This is a genomic window from Singulisphaera photorubra (assembly GCF_045290345.1).
Lineage (GTDB): Bacteria > Planctomycetota > Planctomycetia > Isosphaerales > Isosphaeraceae > Singulisphaera.
This window is the reverse complement of sequence record NZ_CP155447.1, coordinates 2,042,372-2,062,446: the sequence shown is the minus strand read 5'-3', so window position 1 is coordinate 2,062,446 and position 20,075 is coordinate 2,042,372. Positions and strand designations below refer to the sequence as shown.

Here is a 20,075-nt window from a genome sequence, read left to right as displayed (position 1 = left end):
ACGGACCAAGAAAAAAAAAGGACACCCGATTCCTTGACGACCACGGTAGCCTCTCGGCCAAAAGTCGCCATCGATAACACTGCAAATTCAATCGGCCTACTTCAAAACCTAACAGATCCACCCTACAATCACCATGGTTCCACGCATTCATGGCCGATTCGGTCCCACCGTCCGACTGTTACGACCAACCCCGTTTGGTCTTTTTTTTAAAGGTCTTGACACCAATGCTAATGAGCACTTCTCCCTGGAATATCGCGTCCCTCGCTCTTGCCGTCGCCGCCGCCGCGGCACTGGTCCTCGTCAGGTGAGCGAGCTTACCCCCTTCTCAATATGAGGTTTCGCCCGAACCTCTGGAGATGTTCACACGCACGGCCGAACACGCAGACAATAACCACATGAGCAAAAACGCCATCATCATTGGCGGAGGCATCGGCGGGTTGGCCGCGGCGATTGGGCTTCGGCGAGCGGGCTTTGCGGTCGAGATTTTCGAGCGCTCGCCGGAACTGAAAGAGGTGGGCTCCGGGATCTCGCTCTGGAGAAACGCCCTCGTGGCACTCGACCGCCTGGGCGTACTCGACGTGGCCAAATCGCGGGGCGTGGCAGGACAAAAGGGCGGGTTCCGCACCCCCGACGGCAAAATGCTCCTCGAGATGAAGGCGGGAGCTCACGGCGACACAACGGCCGAAGGGATCATCTTGCTCCTGCACCGGGCGGAGCTTCTCAGCTTGCTCCTGGACGCGGTCGGACGAGACACCGTGACCGTCGGCACGCGTTGCGTCGGCATCGACCAGACGGAGCGAGGCGTGACCGCACGGTTCGAGAACGGTCGTGAGGTTTCCGGCGACCTCCTGATCGGTGCCGACGGCCTTCGCTCCGTGGTCCGCGAGTCGCTGTTCGGCCCCGCGAAGCCCAACTACGCAGGCTATACCACCTGGCGGGCGATTGTACCGTTCGACATCTCTCGACTCTCCCCGGGCGAGACGTGGGGGCGCGGCAAACGATTCGGCCAATGGGGCATGGCCAACGACCGCGCCTACTGGTACGCGACTCAGACCGCGTCCGAAGGACAAGGCGACCCACCGCACGGACGCAAACAGGGCTTGCTCGACCTGTTTCGGTGCTGGCATCCGCCCGTTGAGGATCTGATCGAGGCAACCGACGAATCGGCGATCCTTCACAATGATGTTTACGACCGCCCTGCCCTTTCGCGCTGGAGCGTCGGCCACGCCAGCCTCCTCGGCGATGCCGCACACCCCATGACGCCCGACATGGGCCAAGGCGCCTGCCAGGCCATTGAAGACGCTGTCATCCTGGCTGACTGCCTGCAGGCAAACTCCGACATTCCACAAGCCCTCCGAGACTACGAGGTCCGCCGAATCCCCCGCACCAGTCGAGTCGTCCGCGAGTCGCGCAGGGCGGCCTGGATCGCCCAGTGGTCCAACCCATTGGCCTGCCGTTTCCGCGCGGCCCTGCTCCGCTCACACTACGTCGCACGCGAGCAAGCGAAGCAAATGGCCTGGATGATCACACCGCAAGTTTAACCCTCCATCCGCCCGTGGTCACGGCGATCGACCGGTTCCGTGAAGCGGTGAGACCTCGGTCCACGATCCCCGGCCTCTGCTTCATTTCAGGAACGCCACAACTTCGCTCAAGACCTCCTTGGCGATCAGGATGCGACGGTGGCCGTACCGCTGCGTGATCAGGGCGCGTGCCCCCGGCCAGGCCGCCGCGATCGCCAGGCCGTCTTCCACCGGGATGTCCTCGTCTCCCTGGTCATGGACGACGAGCACCGGATGATTCATTTCTGCGGCGAGCCGTGTGATATCGAGAGCCTCGATCGACTCCCCCACCTGGCGTTCGACCAGGCGGACGAACGCCGGGATCTCCGACTCGGCCAAGTAATGATGACGTCCCCATGCTTCGATCACCGAGACCAAGGACGCGGGCCCACTGATCAGGGCCGCCCGATCGGCCTTCAACCCTCGGTGCAAGGCAATCGCAACGGCCCCAGCGCCAAACGAATGACCGATGACCCCGGCCAGCGGGCCAAGCTCTCCGCCCACTCGGACGAGCGCCTGGCTGTATGCGAATACGTTCGTCTGATGCCCCGGCGAGTCTCCATGCGCGGGGGCATCGACGGCGACCGCCCGGAGGCCGGCATCGACCAGGGCATTGATGAAGGCCCCCCAATGCGTCCTTCGACTGTTCCAGCCGTGGGCGAGCAGCACAGTCGGCCCCTCGCCCCACGAGCTGGCCGCCAATCCGCACGCCAAGTCGAGCGCCATGCCTTGGCGGAGAAGCGCCTCATCCCGCGGAGTCAACGGGCTTGGCCGAGGGGTCAGGAACCGGTTGACCGCTTCGATCAAGGGATCGCCAACCTCGAAGACGTCCGTGGCGTTGTCCTGCTCTGGCACGACATCCTCCTCTTACGGAATCGACGGGAAAAGAGTCGAGACAACGCGCGGCCCACACGCTTTTGCACTTCGTCGAACCGCCTGTGGAGCCACGGTTCATTCCTCGAGCCTCCCCAGGCCAAGCCGGGAAGCGATCTGGCGGAGTGCCGTCACTCCGCTCTCTCCGATCAACCGTTTCGCTTCGGCCTGGGCCTGCTCCCACGCCGGCTGGGCCCTACGCAGGAGCTTCATCCCTTCGGGAGTGACCCGAATCGTCTGGTTCCGCCCCCCGCTCGGCGGCTCTGACGCCAGCCAACCTTCGCGTTTCATGAGTTCCACGTCGCGGCTCAGCGTCGACTTCTCAATCCGCAGCAGCCGGCAGACCTCCGCCGGCTTCACCTCACCCCGATGAGCCACGGCAACCAGGATATTTCCTTGGCTGACCCGCAGCCCATGCGGCCTCAGCGCTTCGTCGTACAACCCCGTAATCACCCGGTTGATCAGGCGAACCCGCACGGCAATGCACTCGCCCGCGACCCGATCCAGTTCTGAAAAATCGGCCGGTGCTCGTTCCATACCCACGTTGTATCTACAACCAAAAACGCCGTCAAGAGGAGCCGATCGCCTTGGGATCCACCGACTTCGTGGGACAGAGGGGAGCGGAGCACGATAACTTGACGATCTTCCCTGTTTGTGGTTCAAGGCGGTTTTGCAAGAGGCCACATTATCCCAAAAGGGATCGAGGTCGCTCCACGATCGGGATGGTGGCGGATTCAGGAGGTCTGCTTTGAGCGCCGAGAAGTCGACCCCTACTTTCACTCCCGGCCCGAACCCAAACAGCGTCCGCGCCGCGGACGGTCGCGTTCTGAGCATCCCGGAGGGTTGGGCTCTCCTTCCACCGGGAGACGCCGGACTGACTCGTCGGGTCAAGTTGGCCGGGGACCACTGGATCGTCCAGGAGAAGCAGGGACGGAGGGTTTTCTCCCGAGGTGTGTGGGCGCCCGAGGCGACCATCGCCCGGATTCGTGCGGAGTTGGAGGCCGAACGATCCACCGAGCAATATGCCAGGCGCAAGGAATCCGACGCCCACCGTCGTGATCGAGCGCAGGCCGAATATGTCGAGGATTTCTTCGGGGCGGTGGTGTCATTCCTCGCCTTCCTCCCCGAGCACGCCGAGCTCGCCGGCCTGCTGGCCCGAGCCGTCGCCGATCACGCCACCCCGGTCGGGAGCGGCACAGTTGCTCGGACCAAGCGGATCCCGGTCGAGCAGCGTGCCGAGGCGGCCGTTATCGCATGGATGCGGCACCAGACGACCGCCTATGACTCGATGGCCATTCCCAAGGTCAAAGGCAAGCGGCGAGAGGTCCGGCGCCAGCTTGCTCAGCGATCCCAGGAAGTACTGGCCCGCTACCGCCGTGAGCAGTCTGCCCCCGAAGCCTGTCCGCTCAAGAAGGCCTTGGCGGTCGACCACTAGGTGGTGCACCTCGCAACATATGCAACCCCTCATTGCACTCCGACCGCAAGCTGTTAAGATAGGTAAAAGTTGCTGGCCTGCTAATCCATTGAGGCCCCCATGCCATGACACGATCGAACTCCGCGAAAGCTTCACGGTCACATTCCAGGCGGGAGAGTGACAGCCAGGAAAACCTCGGGAAGGATACGAAGCCGATCAAGAAAATTGATGCCGCCAAAGCCGCGATCCACGAGGGATTCGACTCACCCCAACGCGCTGTGGCTTACATTGCCAAGCGTTATGGTATCGAGATAGACCCTCAGCACTTCTCGTCCATCAAGAGCCAGTTGAAGAAGAAGCTGGAAGCGACCCAGTCCGAGATGGAAACCGGGTCGAAGGCCAGTGGAGCGGTCGAAGGCTATCTGGCCCCGCCACCGAGCCCACGGCCGGCGACGGGTGAACCCGACCTGCTGGATGCCATGCAATCGATCAAAACGCTGATCGCCGAACTCGGGGCAGACAAGGTCAAGCGGATCGTCGACCTCCTCGGGTAAGCCGAGCTCGTGCGGAACGAGAGGATTCTTCCCGGCTCCTTTGCCATCGCGGCCCGGGAGCCTGGGATGACCCCGCCTGCCCGAGCGTGAACGACTCGAGGCGAGAGGCATTCATCTCCTCGGCTGAACCTATCCTCAATTTCTCAAGGATTGACGCCGGGGCTGGCCTCGGCTCGAGACCGGAATCGTCCGGACCGCTCCGTCGTCGGTCCCCAACTCACTCTCGCCTCACCATCCCCCAAAAAAGGCTCGAGGGCCGGTTGACCGAAACGGGGCTTGCCCTGAGAGGATTTTACGCCGATCATAAGAAGTGAGGAACGAAGACGAATGCGCTGACGCTGAATTATCGATAGAAAAGAAGAGAAAGGTGGCCGATGGCCGCGGGACCACTGGAACTGATGGCCAAGGCCCGTGCGGGTGAAACCGACGCACTGGGGGAACTCTGTGCGCTCTATCGGAATTACCTGCGAATGGTAGTGCGAACGGGGCTGGGTCCGAGGCTCCGTGAGCGCGTCGAACTGTCGGATGTGGTGCAAGAAGCGCTCGTCGAGGTGGTCCGGCAGTTCCCGCAGTTCACGGGCCAGAACGAGGCAGCGCTGGTCGGCTGGCTCCGTCGCCTGGTGGGCCAGAAACTGGCCGACCTGGCCCGGTATCACAACCGGGCCAAACGTTCCTCGGGGGGACCACTCATGCCGCTCGACGCTCCCTGGGGAGTGGAGGGGGGCGGTGGGGCCGAACCGGGCCAGGGCGGGGGAGGTCGGCTACTCGATATGCTCTCACTCAGCCAGACCAGTCCCAGCGAGGCGGCCAGCAAGCGTGAGTTGACGGTACTGCTGGCCGATGCCCTGTCCGACCTGGCCGAGACCGACGCCGAGGTGCTCTGGTTGTACTATGCCGATGGACTCTCGTTTGAGGCGATCGGCGACCGCATGGGACTGAGCCGTAAGTCGATCCGAGGAATCTGGGCCCGCGGCCTGAAAGCCGTGAAACGCTCGATCGACGGACCCCCAGGGGGTCCGATGAGGTATCACGATGGTCCGCCGTATTGAGACCGATCCGATCGACCGCGACGAACGACTGGGCGAGGCCGTCGAGGCCTATCTCAACCTGGCCGAAGAAGGGGCGCCGCCCGATCCGGATGAATTCGCCGCACGCTATCCCGACCTGAGCGAGGACCTCCGAGCCGCCTTGGAAGGGCTCGCCTTGATCCGAGGGTTGGTGGGCGAGTCGTCGGGACCAGGCAATCGGCTCGAGTCGGGACGGCGGATCGCCGGTTACCGGATCGTCCGCGAGCTCGGCCGAGGAGGGATGGGGACGGTCTACGAAGCGGTCCACGTCGGACTCGACCGCCCGGTGGCCCTGAAAGTGCTCGGCACACACGCCGCGCCCAACTCGAACGGACGCCGCCGGTTCTTGAATGAGGCGAGAACCGCCGCCGGTTTGCACCACACCCACATCGTCCCGGTCTTCGACGTCGGCCAGGTCGGCGGCCTCTGCTACTATGCGATGCAGCGGATCGAGGGGAGCGGGCTCGACCAGGTGCTCCGCCACCTCCGCCGCGATCGCTCGATTGCCGCCGGGTCGAGCACGGGAGGAACAACGCCCGCATCGCGCAGTCGGGCGACGAGCGAGACCAGCCCGCCTTCTCAAAGGGTGGAAGACGACACGGTAACCTGGATGGGGCAGAGCGGCGGCGACCTCGGCGCCGGGCGTGCCCTCGGCAGAGAACGCGACCATGACGAGCGGCCCCCCTACGATCCGCCGATCGGGTCGGCCTACTATCGCTGGGTCGCCGAGGTGGGACGCGAGGCAGCCGAAGCGCTCTCGCACGCGCATCGCCGTGGAATCATTCACCGCGACGTGAAGCCGTCGAACCTCCTGGTCGACGCGCGGGGGATTGTCTGGGTTGCTGACTTCGGACTGGCCCGACGCCTGGCCGACCCGGGCCTGACCCATCACGATAGCTTGCTAGGTACCCCACGTTACATGAGCCCAGAACAGGCGCGAATCGGCCCGATCGATGGCCGAACCGACGTCTATAGCCTGGGAGCGACGCTCTACGAACTGCTCACGCTCCGCCCACCATTCGAGGGACAGACCGCCGCCGAGCTAGTCGAGCAGATCCGCGATCGTGACCCGGTCTCCCCTCGCCAGTTCGACCGTCGGATCCCCCGCGACCTGGAAACCATCGTCTTGAAGTCGCTGGCGAAGCGCCCGGCGGACCGCTACGCCTCGGCGCTGGAACTGGCCGAAGACCTCGAGCGGTTCCTTCATCGCGAGCCGGTCCGGGCGCGACGGATCAGCCCCCTGGGACGGGCCTGGCGCTACGCACGCCGGCACCCGGGGGGAACGGCCATCGCCACCGTGGCGACGGCAACCGTGCTGGCGGTAGCGACCACGGCCTACGTCCGCGTCATCCATGAACGCGACCAGGCGCGTGACGAACGGCAGAAAACCGAGATCGCCAACAACAATACCCTCGGCGCCTTGCGCGAAGTCCAAACCAGCAACCGCAAGTGGCTGGCCGATTTGCGAAAACGCTACCTGAGCGAGGCGACCGTGGTCCGCCACTCCAACCTCCCGAACCGCCGGGCGAAGGGCCTGGACCTGCTCAGTAAAGCCGCGGCGCTCGACCCCGATCCCGAACTCAAGGTCAAACTCCGTGATGAGGCCATCGAGTTCCTGGTGATCCGTGACGTCGAAGCACGTCCCGAGTTCGTCACCGGCGCGACCCGTGGGATCGCTTTCGGGTCCGAGGGGGCTCGGCTCGCCGCACTCTCCGAGAACGGCGAGGAGTTCAGCCTCTGGAACGTGGCCGATCGCAAACGTCTGGAACGGCATCGGCTGATCCCGCAAGAGGACGAGCCCGCCGGCACCACGTCCGCGACCGCGGGCCGGCCCGCGGGTGCCACCCGTTTTCGAGGCGGGCATTCCGCCGGCCTCGCGGTGGCGGGCGACTGCGTGATTGTCAGCCTGCCCAATGGCAAAGGACTCCGCCTCTTCGACCTGGCGACGGGCACCCCGATCCGCGACTGGGAGACGGACGGACGTCGTGTTCTCTCCCTGCTCGCGGCACCTGGCGGGCATCGGCTGGTGACCACCGAACTGACCAGCACCGACAACGGCCCCCGCGACAATTCCTCGCGAGGCGACATGCCGCGCATGGAATTCCAGATCCGGCTCTACGACCTCAACTCGATCGGCCAGCCGATCGCCACCCTGGCAAGCTGGAAGGCGGCCGGCTTCCCCATCCGTGACGATTCGCTGATCGCGATCTCTCCCGACGGTGATACGATCGCCACAGCCCGGAGCCGCGAAACGACCGTGTCGCTCTGGTCGGCCGAGGACGGCCAGGCACTCGGTCAGCCCATTGAGGCTCAAACCGAACTAACCGCCTTGGCCCTGGGCCCCGACGAGCTTCTCGCGGCCGCCGGTGGGGGGCAAATCCGATTCTGGGAGATCAGCTCACGGACCCCGCTTCCCCCCTTGACCCCATTCCAAAGCTACGTCCGACAACTGCGGTTCAACCCCAATGGGACGTTGTTGGCCGCGGCGGGAGCGCCGGGGTCGGGCGTCGAGATCTGGGACCCCGCGTCTCATACCGCCTTGGCGGTCTTGCCCGTCCCGAACCTGGTGGAAGACCTGGCCTTTTCCGCCGACGGACGAACTCTGGCCGCCGCCAGCTCGACCGCATCCACCTCGGTCTGGGCCGTTGTTGACCCGGTGGTTCGGTCCCAGATCAGCGGGTTCGATACGCTGCCGACCTCACTGGCGTTCGGATCCGATCAGCGACTGGCCATCGGTTCCGTCAAAGGGACAATCCGGGTTTGGCACCCTGGTCACTGTCCATCCACAACCCAGCAGGTCAAGGCGGACCCCCTTCCAGGCGCGACGGACGACTACGTCCCGGCGGATCGGGCGGCCACCCTGATCTTCAACGAGAAGGACCGCCTGATCGCCGTCGATCCGGATGCGATCCCGTATCGCCACTACGGCCCCCGACGTTCACAGCCCAGAATGTTCCCGACTTCCGTGGCTTCGACCCCGTACGGGCAGACCCTGTTTGTGGCGCGAGGCCATCAGATCATGGTCTGGAACGCCCCGACCGAGCCGCTCCGTTGGTCTACTCAGGAGATCCCTCGGCCTCGTTCCCCAGAATTAGCGAAGATTTTCGACCGCTCCTGGCGAAACTCTGACCCCTGGCGGCAACTGGCGACAAGTCCGGTCGGTGATCGGCTCTACCTGCTCGACAACGACTCGAACATTCATGCCGTGGCGCTGAATGGTGGCCGAGCGCAGAACCTGGAATGGCAACTCCCGGGTGAGATCAACCGCCTGAGCCTGAGCCCCGACGGCAAGACGTTGGCCATCGGCGATAAAATGGGGAACGTGATGCTGGTCGACACGGCCTACGGGACGGTCCGATCCGAGCTCCCGCTCCCCTCCAGCGAGTCCGAAGGGCAAGGGGTCTGGTCGCTCACCTTCTCGCCGAACGGCCAAGAACTCGCCGTCGGCCTCCAGCAAGGTCACATCGACCTCTGGTCGCTCGGCAACCCGACCTCCCCCCTGCTCCGCCTTCCCGGCCACCGCGGGTTCGTCAGCACACTCGCCTCCGACCCCCAGGGCCGCTTCCTCGCCAGCGCCGGGAGCGATAAACTCGTCGACATCTGGGACCTTGACCACGTCCGAAGCGAGTTCAAGCGGCTCGGACTCAGCTGGTAAGCAGGCGGGTAAGGCTTCGCCGAACCCGTTTCTCCCGCCGTCAACGTGATCGGGCATGGAATCATCGTCGACCTAACGATTCCCGTAGGGTGGGCACAGCCCACCATCTTAACCTCCAATTTGGCACGGAGATAAGGATGGTGAGCCGTGCCCACCCTACGGGAGAAATCGGATTCCGGCCATCGATCAATCGTAAATCGTTGATGAATTCATAACGGGTTAGGCGAAGCTTTACGCGGCCAGCATCGGATTCCCGAAGCACGGGCTCAGGCGGGTTCTTCCTGATCGAGAACCTCGGCGGAAGAGTCCGCGGCCCGGGCATCCGGCTCCTCCCCCTCGGCATCATCATCATCGCGATCGTCATCGCTCGACTCGAGAGCCGGGCTCCCGGGTGTTTGATAGAAGATGAGAAGGGTGTTTCCGAAGCGGTTCTGCCGGGTCTCCTGGAGCTCGCCAAGGTCGAGCTTCACGTACTCTTTCGGATCAATCTGGACGATCACAAGTCCAGGCTCCTCAGTCCCTTCGGATCCCTCGGTGGGACGACGGAGCAGCGTCGGCCGATCGGCGATCCGGCGCATCGCGTCCACCCAAAGGTTTTTGTACTGAGGGGGGGCCACATAAATCAGATCATATTGCTGATCTGTCGAATTCAAGAATTTCAAGGCATCGACGCGCCGGACGACGGCCTGGTCAGCCAGGCCCGTGTGGGCAAGATTCTTCTTGATCGTGGTGACCGCGGCGTGCGCGAGGTCGGTAAACGTGCAGAACGAGGCGCCTTGGCTCAACGCCTCGATCCCAACACTCCCGCTGCCGGCGAACAGATCGAGCATCGTCATGCCCGGTATCCGCGGACGCAGGATATCGAAAAGAGCGGTTTTTACACGATCGAGGATCGGACGCGTCCCATCGCCTGGAACTACGAGCAGTGTTCTCCCTTTCGCCGTCCCCGAAACCACGCGCATCAGCGATCCCCTCGTCACAATGTCGATTCGAAGAAAAAGAAGAACTCGATCACCCCAGCCCACCACTCGACTCACGATAAGCGATCTCAGGCCCGAATGCCTGGGCTGCCGAATGGCACCGTCTCTCCCCAACTCTGATCATACCGGTTCCGAAGAATTTCGTGAGGAAATCCTTCGACTCACCCATTCGATCGAGACAGCGGACCCTTGGCCGGTGTGCCCAAACTTGATCGAGGCGGGCTGATCACTGACACGGCCTCGGCTGCCCCATTTCACATGATGGCAGAAGAATCTACTCTTTCGGAGATCGTTACAAACGAGATTCTTCTTGTCCTCTCACCCACTTTCATGGCGCATCCGAAAGAAGTACGTAGTCGGCTTGGATGGGAGCACATTTCCATCAACACGGTCACACACGACTTCATGCAACGTCTCTATCTCAGGAGGTCCCGTGCATGGCAAACAAACCGATTATGAAGTACCCGAAGAACCCACTCGCCAAATGGCCGCCGACCGGTGGGATTCCGTACCCAGCATCCGCGTTTGCGTCGTGGTGGACGGCGGCCGAGGCCTGTAGTCGGGATAACGTTTGGGATGTGATCTATTTCAACTTCCAGACGACCGACGGGGCCGAGGTCAACTATTACATGGCCAACCTGCTTGGCTGCAACGTGTTGACCAAGAACAAGAAGGACTTTAAATTCGCACGCAAGGATGCGATGCCGATCACCATCTACTTACCGCCCCCAGGGTGGCAAATGGATCCAAGCGTCGGCGTCCCGCCCAAGCCGCAACGGCCCCCGATGGGATTCGGCGATGTGGCCGCGGCTCAAATCGTGCTCTCGACTCTCGGGAGTGCCCCCATGGGCTGGATTAATTTCCACATCGGCCCCTACCACATCAATACTCTGGAATTCCGCAAAATTGCCGACCGGATTCGCTCAGGCACGTTTGCCGTCTACCGGCTCCCCGGTGACGCCGAGAAGGCGGAATATGACCCGGAAGCGAATGCCCTCCATATCCGGTTCGGGTGGGACATCGTCGATAAGGCCAACATCGTTCACGAAGCTGTTCATGCGATCTTCGACCTGAAGAAAGCCTGCAACATCTTCACGCTCGATGACGAAGCGGCGGCCTACCTGGCGGAGAGCCTTTATGCTCAGGCGTACGTCCTGCCCAGCGACCGACGGCAACTGGTCGGGAGATACGAGGAAGACCAGGCGATTTTCATGCAAAGCTACTTGCTTGCGAGGAGCGTGCTGGAAGGCGCAGAGCTAGGTGACGCCGACTTCGATCCACTCCGGAACGCGATCGCCAACCATTCGGAATACAAGGCCGGCTCCCGTGGCGTCGCCGCCTACGACGGAGTTTACGAAATGGGCCCCGTGCACTAGCCCAAGGCTCGGGCGAGTCGTGCCGCGGGATCGCTCCGTTCGATTTCTGGGCCGTCGGAGGGGCGCCGCAGACCGTTCGCGAAGGCGAATCTCGCCTTCGCGAACGATCCTGTGTGGGTTTCGGGCGGGGCATCCACGGTTCCGAAGGGAACGTGGACGTCGATGGGAAAGCGGTTTTAAAGCAGGCTCTCGAGCAAGAGCTTGAGCTTGCGAACCTCGACCTCGACCTCGAAGTTATTCTCGGGCATGTCGAGGATGGAGACGGTCAGAGCTCGGTCGTAACCGCATCGCACGAGTTGGTTGACGACCCGGTTGTACTCGATCTCGCCTTGGCCGACGCGGACCTGGAACTCGCCCGGGTTCTTGCCGGTGTCGCGGAGGTGGACGCTCTGGACGTAGGGGTAAACCTCGTCGAAGTCGGCCCCGTTGTGCGGGCCTTGGATGTAGTGGCTGGGGTCGAGGGTCAAACCGAGACCGGGGACAGCCTTGCAGAGTTCAACGGCCTGCTTCGGGTCGGCGGTCAAGGTCTTCGAGTGGGTCTCGACGGCCAGGACCAGGCCCTCGCGCATCGCGTAGCCGGCGAGCGTCGAGAGCCGCTTCACCTCGTCGTCGAACGAGGTGCCCAGCGGGGCGGCCGGAATGGTCAAAACGGCCACGGTGAGCGGCTTGGCCAGACGGCACATCGCCTCGAACCGTTTCCGGAGCAAGGGGGCCGTGAGGTCTCCCTCGCCGAAGTCGAGTCCGAGCGTGGCGGGGGTCAGGCTGGGCCCTCGCCGCAGCCGGTGCAAGGCGGCCTCGGGGTTCTCGGCCACCTCCGACGGGCGCAAGTGGGGACTATTCTCGACGATCGCCAGTTCGATCTTGTCGAATTCTAACTCGGCGATATGACGCAGGGCCGACTCCAGCGGCTCATTCGAAAAGCAGAGCGTGTTGCAGGCGACGAACACCCGACCCCTCCTCATCCTCCCTAGGGGGTTCCCGTCCCGGGCGGCCGGGTCTCCCGACCCGTAGCGCGAACGCTCGGCCCAGGACGGACCACGGTTCGGGCACGATCTTACCGCAGCAGGCTGTTGGACGGTAGGGCAGTCGCCTTGCCCGTGCGAATCATCTCGGAATGGTCGGTCGTGGCCGGATCGGCCGCTCTCACCGCCACGGATGAGGAGGAGCGGGCCCAGTGCGAACCGGCAAGGCGAGCGAACTCGGCATATTGCTTCTTGCGGTAAGCGTGGAGCGCGGCCAGGAGCACCCGCCGGGTGTTCTCACGCTCCGGTTCCGTCGGCACCGTGCCCGAGACTCGGAGGTCGTCGACCCAAAGGCTACCGGGGGTGAGCAATTCGAACCGGATCCGGGCGGCGGCGAGTCCGTCGGCCGGAAGCTCCGAGCCACGGACGGCATGCGCCACCCAGTCGGGCTGCACCGTGAGCTCCGACCAGCGGCGATAGGGCTGCCCTCCCCCCTCGCCTTCGATCCAGAGCCGGACTTTCGCATCAGCGTGGTCAGATCGGAACCAGGCCTGCACCGTCAAAGCAGCGTACCCCTTGGCGGGAAAGCCGTCGCTGAGGATGGCCGCGGGAGGCGAATCCGCATCCAGGCGAAGACTGCCACGTCCCGTGTGGGGCTGCTCGGAATCAATCTCGGCCGCGCCGGTCTCGTTGTCGAGGAGCCGCCATCCCCCGGGAGGCGTGGGCTCGTGTACCCCGGCCAACTGGACCACGGGGGTCGTGCCCGGTTCGAAGCCCGGATTGGCAGGCCCGGCGACGACTCCACCGGGTGGAGTTCGGCTCAGCCGCGAGAGTTGGGCCGAGATCTCGTCGTACCGTGCTTGCATCCCAGCCAGAACGGCCTCGGACGGATAAGGGGTCACCGGCCCAACCTTGACCTGAGGCGATCCGACCCGAATTGCGGCGACGCCGAAGGGGCGCAGATCCAGAACCAGCCGGCTCCCCCCCCCAACCGCCTCGGGGGCCAGGCGAAGCGATCGACCGAGGTCGTCGACCGTGGCGGAACGACTTCCCAGCATCGTCTCAACCCGAACCGGGTAAGGCGTATCATTCGCCAGTGAGACATAGGTTGAGGGCCCCGACCGCAAGGTCCGGACCGCCACGCCGAACGGCTGCCGGTCCAGGGACGCAGAGGAGGCCGCCGAGGCGGGCAGAGCTCGAAACACGCGGGCGAACTGGCGAACTCGTTCCTCATGCCCGGCGACGGCCGACGAAGCGAGCATCACCCACCGCGCGTCGAGAGCGGCCAAGGCATGCCCCATCAACTCGTCTCCCGTCGCTCCCTCGGGCAACGGCATGGCGGTCAGCCGCAACCCACGACTTCCCCCGCCTCTGGCCTGAGAGGCGGCTTGCCGCAAGTCTCCGGTGCGCAGGCCTGGTTCGTCAAGCCCGATGAGCACCCCTCGCCCAGCGCGGGCGATGACCGGAGCATCGAGTTCGGGGCTGGTCGCCAGATCGTGTGACAACTCGTCGGCCGAGAGGCCCACGCCGCGGAGAACGACCGGAACGTCTTCGCCCGTGGGCCAGGTCTCGAGGTCGAATCCGACAGCGCGCCAGGCGTGGCTGGGAGCGAGGCCGGCCAGGTCGACCCGCCGGGCCTCAACACCGGCCGGGCCCTCATCCAGGCCGGGAGTGGCCACGGCCAGGATCGCGCCGGGGGCGGTGCGACGGACGGTCGCGTTCAACTCAGTGTAGAGCGCCCCGATTCCTCGGGAACGCCAGGTCAACCAAGGCATCCGGCCCGGCCCGGCCAGAAACTGGGATCGGGCTTCGAACCGGCCCGGAGCCGTTGTCCCGAGCCCGGGGATATCGCGAGTGGTCTCGGGGCCGAAGGTCTCGTGGACGAACCGGGCGAACGTCAAGTCATCCAGTCCGGTATCCGGTCCCCCCAGCAACGTCGGCCCAGGCCCCAGGCGAATCAGAAGGCCGGCCAGGGCGGGTCGCGTCTTCCGGAGGGAGACCGTCTGGGCGACGCGCCGTTTCAAGGCTTCGCGGACTTCAGGATTGAGGGGATGGTAGGTCGAGCCGTCGGCCAGGCCACGGCGGTCGACCCGCACCAGGCCCTTCGCCAGCGCCTCGGGCGAGTCGGGGGAAGGGAGGCCGGGCAATGGGCCTTCCGTCGCCAGTTCCAACCACGCGGTGAGTCCCTGGCGGTCCAGGATCCGCAACAGCAGATCGAGACGGTCGGGACCGATCGGATCCTCACTGGCCTGACCGTCGAGGGCGCGGCGTTGCGACCGGTCGGCGAGGTCCTCAGGCATGATAATGCTCGAGGCACCACAGTAAGCGAGGTAGCGCGCCACGTTCAGGGAGAGGGCCAGCGGATCACCGGGGACCGACCCACCGCCGAATCGGTCGAGTAGTTCCGGACCCGCCAGGTACAGACCGAGTCCGCGGCCGGGAGAACCGGGAGGCGCGAGGATGGCCGGCGGCGCGGGAAGACCGGGAAGTTCCCTCAGCGAGACGGACCCGAGTTGCACCGGCGCGACCGCATCGCGATTGACCAGCACCAGGACGGGATCGGCGTCGTCGGGCCAGACCAGCCAGGAGAACGAAGCGACCGGCGTCCCCTCGAGGATCGGCGGCCCCGAAGCACAGGCATCGAGTAGAACCCGTGGGCGGCCTTGCCCCCCCCCGGAATCGACAAGCGCCACGCCAAGTGCGGAGGGATGGCCGCCGGTGACCGTGACCGACAACCGGTGCGGGCGGCCCGGGTTTGGAACTTTCAATCCCAGCGCCGACCAGGCCAGTCCGGCCGGAGTCGAGGGGGGCAAAACCGCCGTCTCCGACCCTGCCCGGGTGATCCAACCGCGCAGCCGATCGCGGCGCGTCGCTTCCACCAAGGCCGCCTCGGGCACCGACCAGGCCACTCCCCCCGGAACCAGGACAGGGGCTCGCCCCGAGGCCGACGCCCGCTCTCCACGGAGTCGCGCCAGGTCGATCGATTCCACCTCGAGTTCGGCCGTTCCCACCACGCCAGCGTCCCACTTCGCGGGCTGCGAGCCGACCACCGTCAGCGCCACTCTTCGAACCGCAGAGGTCGCCGCTACCGGATTTCTCCGTCGGCGAATCCAGCGTCCAAGCCGGCTGCTTTCGAGATTGGCAAGCGGCTCCCACGATGTGCGAACCTCGAGGATGTACGTCCCTTCGGCCGGCGGAGCGGTCAGATTCCAGACCTTGCCGGGTGGGGCGACAACGTTGGTGGCCACAACGTCGTGCAACTCTTGCCGCCAGACCGCGGCTCCCCCACGATAAGGAATGAGTTCGGCCGAGCACTTCAGTGCCACCTCGGTCGGCTCGGGCGTCAGCACATTGAACCCGATCGAAACCGGGATCGTCGCCCCGGGCGCGGCCGTACCGTCCCCCTGGTCGAGGTTGACGGCAATCGCGTCCCAGGCAAGCCGCTCCACCGCGATCTCAACGGAAGGCTGCGCGGCAAGTCGTTGTGGACCATCGAGGATGGACAGAACCGGGAGCCGGATCACCTGGCCGTTCGCCCGGAAGAGCAAGCTGGCGTTGAGCGGAGCTTCGATCCGAGCGCGGATTCGGCCGTTCGATTCATTCCCAAGCCGCCAGCCGTTGGCGCGCGGAGCGGGGCCCCCCCGGGTTCGCGCCGGCCAAGCCAGCGCTTCGATGACCCGCCCCTCGGACAACTCAAGTTCAAGTCCAGGGTTCTCGACGGGCGGCGAAGACGGAGGCACCTTCCAGGCGACCTCGACCGTCATACGCACCGCGGCTCCCCCAGGCGGGAGGGGCGGATTGGGTGGCGCGGCTACGGCGATCGTTCCCAGGAGGAACCACCCTAAGCCCGCCAATACCTTGCGCCATCCATTGCGCATGCAGAAAAACCAAGTCCCTTGAGGTTCATTCAGAGCAGGCCTGGGTCAACGATCCTTGTCAGCCCGGTTCCGGCTCCGACACCTCTGAATCCGCAACATGAACAACCCACGCAACTTCACACCGATATAGGCTTCGACCGCTCGTCCCGCAAACTGAAGCTAAATCCCCAAAAAAAAAGAAAAATCGTTGCATCCCGATCCCCCCGTTCGCGGATAAGCACCTATCCCGGGACCAGAGAAGACGGCCCATCGGTACATTAGACAGGATGGGGAAGTCAACAAATTCCGCCCAAACGTACTTGGAACGAAAAAAGTCACCTATAAAGGATGCTATCTTTGTCTTGAGAAAGTCGGTTGGCCGAGGGCGTCAGACAACGGCGTGCACCACTCGATGTGTAAAAACATACAGGTGTTTCGGGTTGCGAAATTCGGAGGCGAGGTCGATAATAACTCCCTTGCTTTTTTCCGAGACCTCGGACTGATCCTTTTGAGTACAAATACCGCTATCCGTCGTCTCGCCGATTTTCAACGCCCGGATCCGAATGGTCGAACCCTGGGCGTCGATTCCCCCCAAATGGGCCTCCGATGCCTCCTTTCCCTCGGGATTTCGCATCGCTGCTCAACATAGAGGATAACTTCCATGTGGACCTTCGTGTGGTGCGTTACGGTGCTGTTCAACGGCCACGACGGCAAAGAACCGACGGATCGGCTCATTCCCGCACACTGGCAGGGTAATCCCTGGGGACCCGAGGCCACCCGCGCTCGGGCTAGCGGAGAAATCTCGCCGATCCCGATGAGCCCGCTGATGTTGCAGTGGGACAAATGGGGCAAGCAAGTGCTCCGCGATGGCGATATCGTGTTCCGTCGCGCCGATGCTCGGCTGCTCCTCGGCCGGTTCCCGTTCAGCCGGTTCACCGCTAACGTGAGCGGAAGTGAGTACTCGCACACCGGGATCGTAGCCATTGAGGATGGGCAGCCGGTCGTCTATGACACAACCAAGGCGGGTGTCCGGCGACAGCCGTTCGCCGTCTGGATCCTCGACAACGTCGGCCCGTTCGGGGTCAAGCGACTCCGGCCCCAGTTGAAGTCACACGCGGCCGGGGCCATCCGGTTCTGTCGCGAGTCCTATCAGCGCCAGGTCCCCTTCGACTTCGAGCTCAGCCCAGACGATCAGGCCCTCTATTGTGTGGAGATGACCGAAAAGGCGTACCGTGCCAGCGGGCTGCCACTGGCCGAGCCCGTCCGGCTTGGCGACATGGAGAACGTGACGAAGTACCCGATCTGCGTCTTCATGTTCCTTCAGTTCTCGAACCTGACGCTCGACCAGACCGTCTTCTTCCCCGGCAACGAGCGGCACGGCATCTGGTCGTCCCCCAGCCTGGTGACGATCTACCCGGCGGCTCCCCACTCCTCGACCGCGGGTCAGTCGCAACCCAAACCCTCGGGGACGGGTACGGGAGCGAAAACAGCCGCCCGCGAGCGATCGACCTCGTCCTGAAGCTGGCATTGACTTTCGGTGGGACTTGGTCAGACTGACGATCATCCCGGTCCAATGGATTGGCCGGGATCCCGCCTTTTGGTCATTGAGAGCCCGCCTGCCATGCCACGCTTGCCACGGATCGGCATACTCGGCTTCGGGATCGTCTTGACCGCTTCCGCAACCCTGGCGTTCGGAGGCGAAACGCGACTCCAGAGCCTGGCGACGAACGAAGCGTATCCCCACAAATCAGTCGTGCGGCAGGAGTTCGGCGCGGGGGCCACCTCCTACTGGCTTTTTGAACCTGCCGAACCCACACCCAAGTCGGCACCCGTCGTGGTCTTCAATCACGGCTGGCTCGCCGTGAACCCAGGGGCGTATGGAGCGTGGATCGACCACCTGGTTCGAAGCGGCCGGATCGTCATCTTTCCCCGCTACCAGGCCGACGTGGCCACCCTTCCGTCCGACTTTCTCTCGAATGCGCTGGTCGCCATCCGCGATGCGTTCGATGTGCTCGAGACTTCGCCCAAGCATATCCGGCCCGACCGTGAGCAGTTCGCCCTGATTGGCCACTCGGCCGGCGGCAACCTCTCAGCGCAGCTTGCAGCGGTGGCTCGGGAGAATTTCCTCCCCGTACCTCGCGCCGTCATCGCCATGATGCCGGGCCAGGTGCAAACGATCCGCGGCCCAAGCCTCGCCCAAATCCCGTCGACGACCTTGCTGGTCGTCACCGCCGCCGAGGACGACCTCATCGTGGGAGACGCCCGAGCCCGCCAAATCTTTGCCGGGGCAACCTCGATCCCCAACGACCGTAAGAAGTTCGTCCTCTACCTGAGCGACCTGCACGGTTCCCCGAAACTGATCGCCGACCACCTGGCACCGACCGCCGCATTACCCGGTTTCGACACCGGTGACGGGGTCCTGAGCGACCTCCAGATGAACCGGGCCCAGCTCAACGTCTTCGACTATGCCGGCTTCTGGCGACTGGCCGATATCACCCTCTCGGCCGCCTTCTCCGGCAAGACCCTCGACGAAGCCACCAACCGCGGCGAGTTGTTCCGCCACCTCGGCTACTGGAGCGACGGGCGCGTCGTCGAACGGCCGATCGTCGGCGACGACCTCTCGATCATTCCTCGTGTTTTTCTCACCAACGGTCTGCGACTCATCAAGCTAGGGGCAAAGGACACACTCACGTCCTCGGCGACGGTCCAGAAGTAGCCTCTGGCTCGCTCGCCCGATTCATGTCGACGAAATCCCGCGCCGCCTTACACAGCGACGGAGTTACGGAACGAACACTGGACCTGCAATCGCGAGTCGGCGAGGGGGTCCAGTCTGCTTTACCTGCCCTTCCTGTCTGGCTGACGGCCTGATGAACCTGGTGCTCCCCATCGGCACTCACCCACGGCGGGAGTCTCTCTCCGCGGCCTGAGGGAGAGACTGCGACCCGCAAAGGTTCTCCATCAACGCTCGATATTTGGAGCCGGCTGCTACGAGCGAAATCGGCCAGGGACTTTTCCCTTATTTAAAATACGATATCACAAAAATCGCAAACATCACAATATCTTCATTAACCAAGATTACGCATCTTTTTCCTGAAGACGACGCTAAGGGATAACCTTGGCGATTCGTTGATTCGTCTGATCGCCAAGGGATGATCAGGCCTTATGAAGTTCCAAACTGTCGCCACGTGACCGGGGCTCTTCGTCCGTCGGAAGACAGGGAGTTTACGCTCTTAGCTCGCCTTTAGAAGGCGAGCTAAGAGCAACAACCAAGGGACGACTCCGATCGTGGTTCCCTGGATCTCGCTCGCCTGGAAGGCGAGCGGGGAGCGTAAACTCCCTGTCTTCGGGCCTTCGCATGGGCTGGCTCGTATAACACTATGCTTACCACGTCGGCCTCGATCCAGGCGACTCCGGCGGCAAGCATAGCTTGAGGAAACCGTTCTTCCTCGAAGTGGAATCTCTTTGTTGGCTTGCATTCATTCATGGAATGCTCTCCTCAATCAAGCCGTGACTACTTTATCGACCACGTCAGGAATCGTGGCCATGACGCCAATCCCCTCGTCCTCGCCCTAAACAATCACCACGTTTCTCTTAAGACGTTAGTCAAGCCGCAGTCACGCGAGCCGATCCCGCACCAAAGCATGAGCAGTTCAGGCGAATATTGGGAACATGAAAATCCGACAACTGTCTATTTCATTTTATTGAATTAGGGCGCGTTGCATTTCGATTTCTAGTGGCGTAAGCTCTCTTGAAATGACGGCCAACTCGAGGTTTAAGG

13 protein-coding genes are annotated in these 20,075 nt (G+C 63.7%); 8 read left to right on the top strand and 5 right to left on the bottom strand.

Features of this window, described 5'->3' with window-relative positions:
* Nucleotides 1-395: 395 nt before the first annotated feature.
* Nucleotides 396-1,541, top strand: coding sequence for an FAD-dependent monooxygenase (locus tag V5E97_RS08045; RefSeq protein ID WP_406698806.1), 1,146 nt, complete (start codon nt 396-398; stop codon nt 1,539-1,541).
* An 81-nt stretch (nt 1,542-1,622) separates the two neighbouring features.
* On the opposite strand, the gene V5E97_RS08040 is transcribed toward V5E97_RS08045, so the two are convergent.
* Both V5E97_RS08040 and V5E97_RS08035 read right to left on the bottom strand, forming a co-directional pair.
* Complete coding sequence (locus V5E97_RS08040; protein WP_406698805.1) at nt 1,623-2,414, bottom strand: alpha/beta hydrolase; 792 nt, start codon at nt 2,412-2,414, stop codon at nt 1,623-1,625.
* Between the two features lie 96 nt (nt 2,415-2,510).
* Complete coding sequence (locus V5E97_RS08035; RefSeq protein ID WP_406698804.1) at nt 2,511-2,969, bottom strand: MarR family winged helix-turn-helix transcriptional regulator; 459 nt, start codon at nt 2,967-2,969, stop codon at nt 2,511-2,513.
* Between the two features lie 211 nt (nt 2,970-3,180).
* Between V5E97_RS08035 and V5E97_RS08030 the strand changes: the two genes are divergently transcribed.
* The 4 genes from V5E97_RS08030 to V5E97_RS08015 all read left to right on the top strand — a co-directional run bounded on the left by V5E97_RS08030 (nt 3,181) and on the right by V5E97_RS08015 (nt 9,122).
* The gene (locus V5E97_RS08030) at nt 3,181-3,867 is read left to right on the top strand and encodes a DUF2293 domain-containing protein (protein ID WP_406698803.1); all 687 of its coding nucleotides are present in this window, start codon (nt 3,181-3,183) and stop codon (nt 3,865-3,867) included.
* A gap of 104 nt (nt 3,868-3,971) precedes the next feature.
* Complete coding sequence (locus V5E97_RS08025) at nt 3,972-4,400, top strand: thioesterase (RefSeq protein WP_406698802.1); 429 nt, start codon at nt 3,972-3,974, stop codon at nt 4,398-4,400.
* Nucleotides 4,401-4,774: 374 nt separating this feature from the next.
* Nucleotides 4,775-5,449 (top strand): sigma-70 family RNA polymerase sigma factor, encoded by a 675-nt coding sequence (locus V5E97_RS08020; RefSeq protein WP_406698801.1) that lies wholly within the window; start codon nt 4,775-4,777, stop codon nt 5,447-5,449.
* A complete protein-coding gene (locus V5E97_RS08015) occupies nt 5,433-9,122 on the top strand; it encodes a WD40 repeat domain-containing serine/threonine protein kinase (protein WP_406698800.1) in 3,690 nt (1,229 codons plus the stop codon). Before V5E97_RS08020 ends, V5E97_RS08015 begins: the two co-directional genes overlap by 17 nt.
* Nucleotides 9,123-9,388: 266 nt before the next feature.
* Here the strand turns inward: V5E97_RS08015 and rsmD are convergent, their stop codons facing one another.
* Entirely contained in the window at nt 9,389-10,084 is a 696-nt protein-coding gene (gene rsmD, locus V5E97_RS08010) for a 16S rRNA (guanine(966)-N(2))-methyltransferase RsmD (RefSeq protein WP_406698799.1), read from the bottom strand.
* Between the two features lie 455 nt (nt 10,085-10,539).
* Here rsmD and V5E97_RS08005 point away from each other — a divergent pair, with 455 nt between their 5' ends.
* The gene (locus tag V5E97_RS08005) at nt 10,540-11,478 is read left to right on the top strand and encodes a hypothetical protein (RefSeq protein WP_406698798.1); all 939 of its coding nucleotides are present in this window, start codon (nt 10,540-10,542) and stop codon (nt 11,476-11,478) included.
* Between the two features lie 176 nt (nt 11,479-11,654).
* On the opposite strand, the gene V5E97_RS08000 is transcribed toward V5E97_RS08005, so the two are convergent.
* Together V5E97_RS08000 and V5E97_RS07995 are read right to left on the bottom strand one after the other, a co-directional pair.
* On the bottom strand, nt 11,655-12,425 hold the full coding sequence (locus V5E97_RS08000; protein WP_406698797.1) for a sugar phosphate isomerase/epimerase family protein: 771 nt from the start codon (nt 12,423-12,425) through the stop codon (nt 11,655-11,657).
* A 107-nt stretch (nt 12,426-12,532) separates the two neighbouring features.
* Nucleotides 12,533-16,210 (bottom strand): hypothetical protein, encoded by a 3,678-nt coding sequence (locus tag V5E97_RS07995; protein ID WP_406698796.1) that lies wholly within the window; start codon nt 16,208-16,210, stop codon nt 12,533-12,535.
* Between the two features lie 748 nt (nt 16,211-16,958).
* On the opposite strand from V5E97_RS07995, the gene V5E97_RS07990 reads away from it, so the two are divergent.
* On the top strand, nt 16,959-17,816 hold the full coding sequence (locus tag V5E97_RS07990; protein WP_406698795.1) for a YiiX/YebB-like N1pC/P60 family cysteine hydrolase: 858 nt from the start codon (nt 16,959-16,961) through the stop codon (nt 17,814-17,816).
* A gap of 102 nt (nt 17,817-17,918) precedes the next feature.
* Nucleotides 17,919-19,013 (top strand): alpha/beta hydrolase, encoded by a 1,095-nt coding sequence (locus tag V5E97_RS07985; protein WP_406698794.1) that lies wholly within the window; start codon nt 17,919-17,921, stop codon nt 19,011-19,013.
* Nucleotides 19,014-20,075: the final 1,062 nt, after the last annotated feature.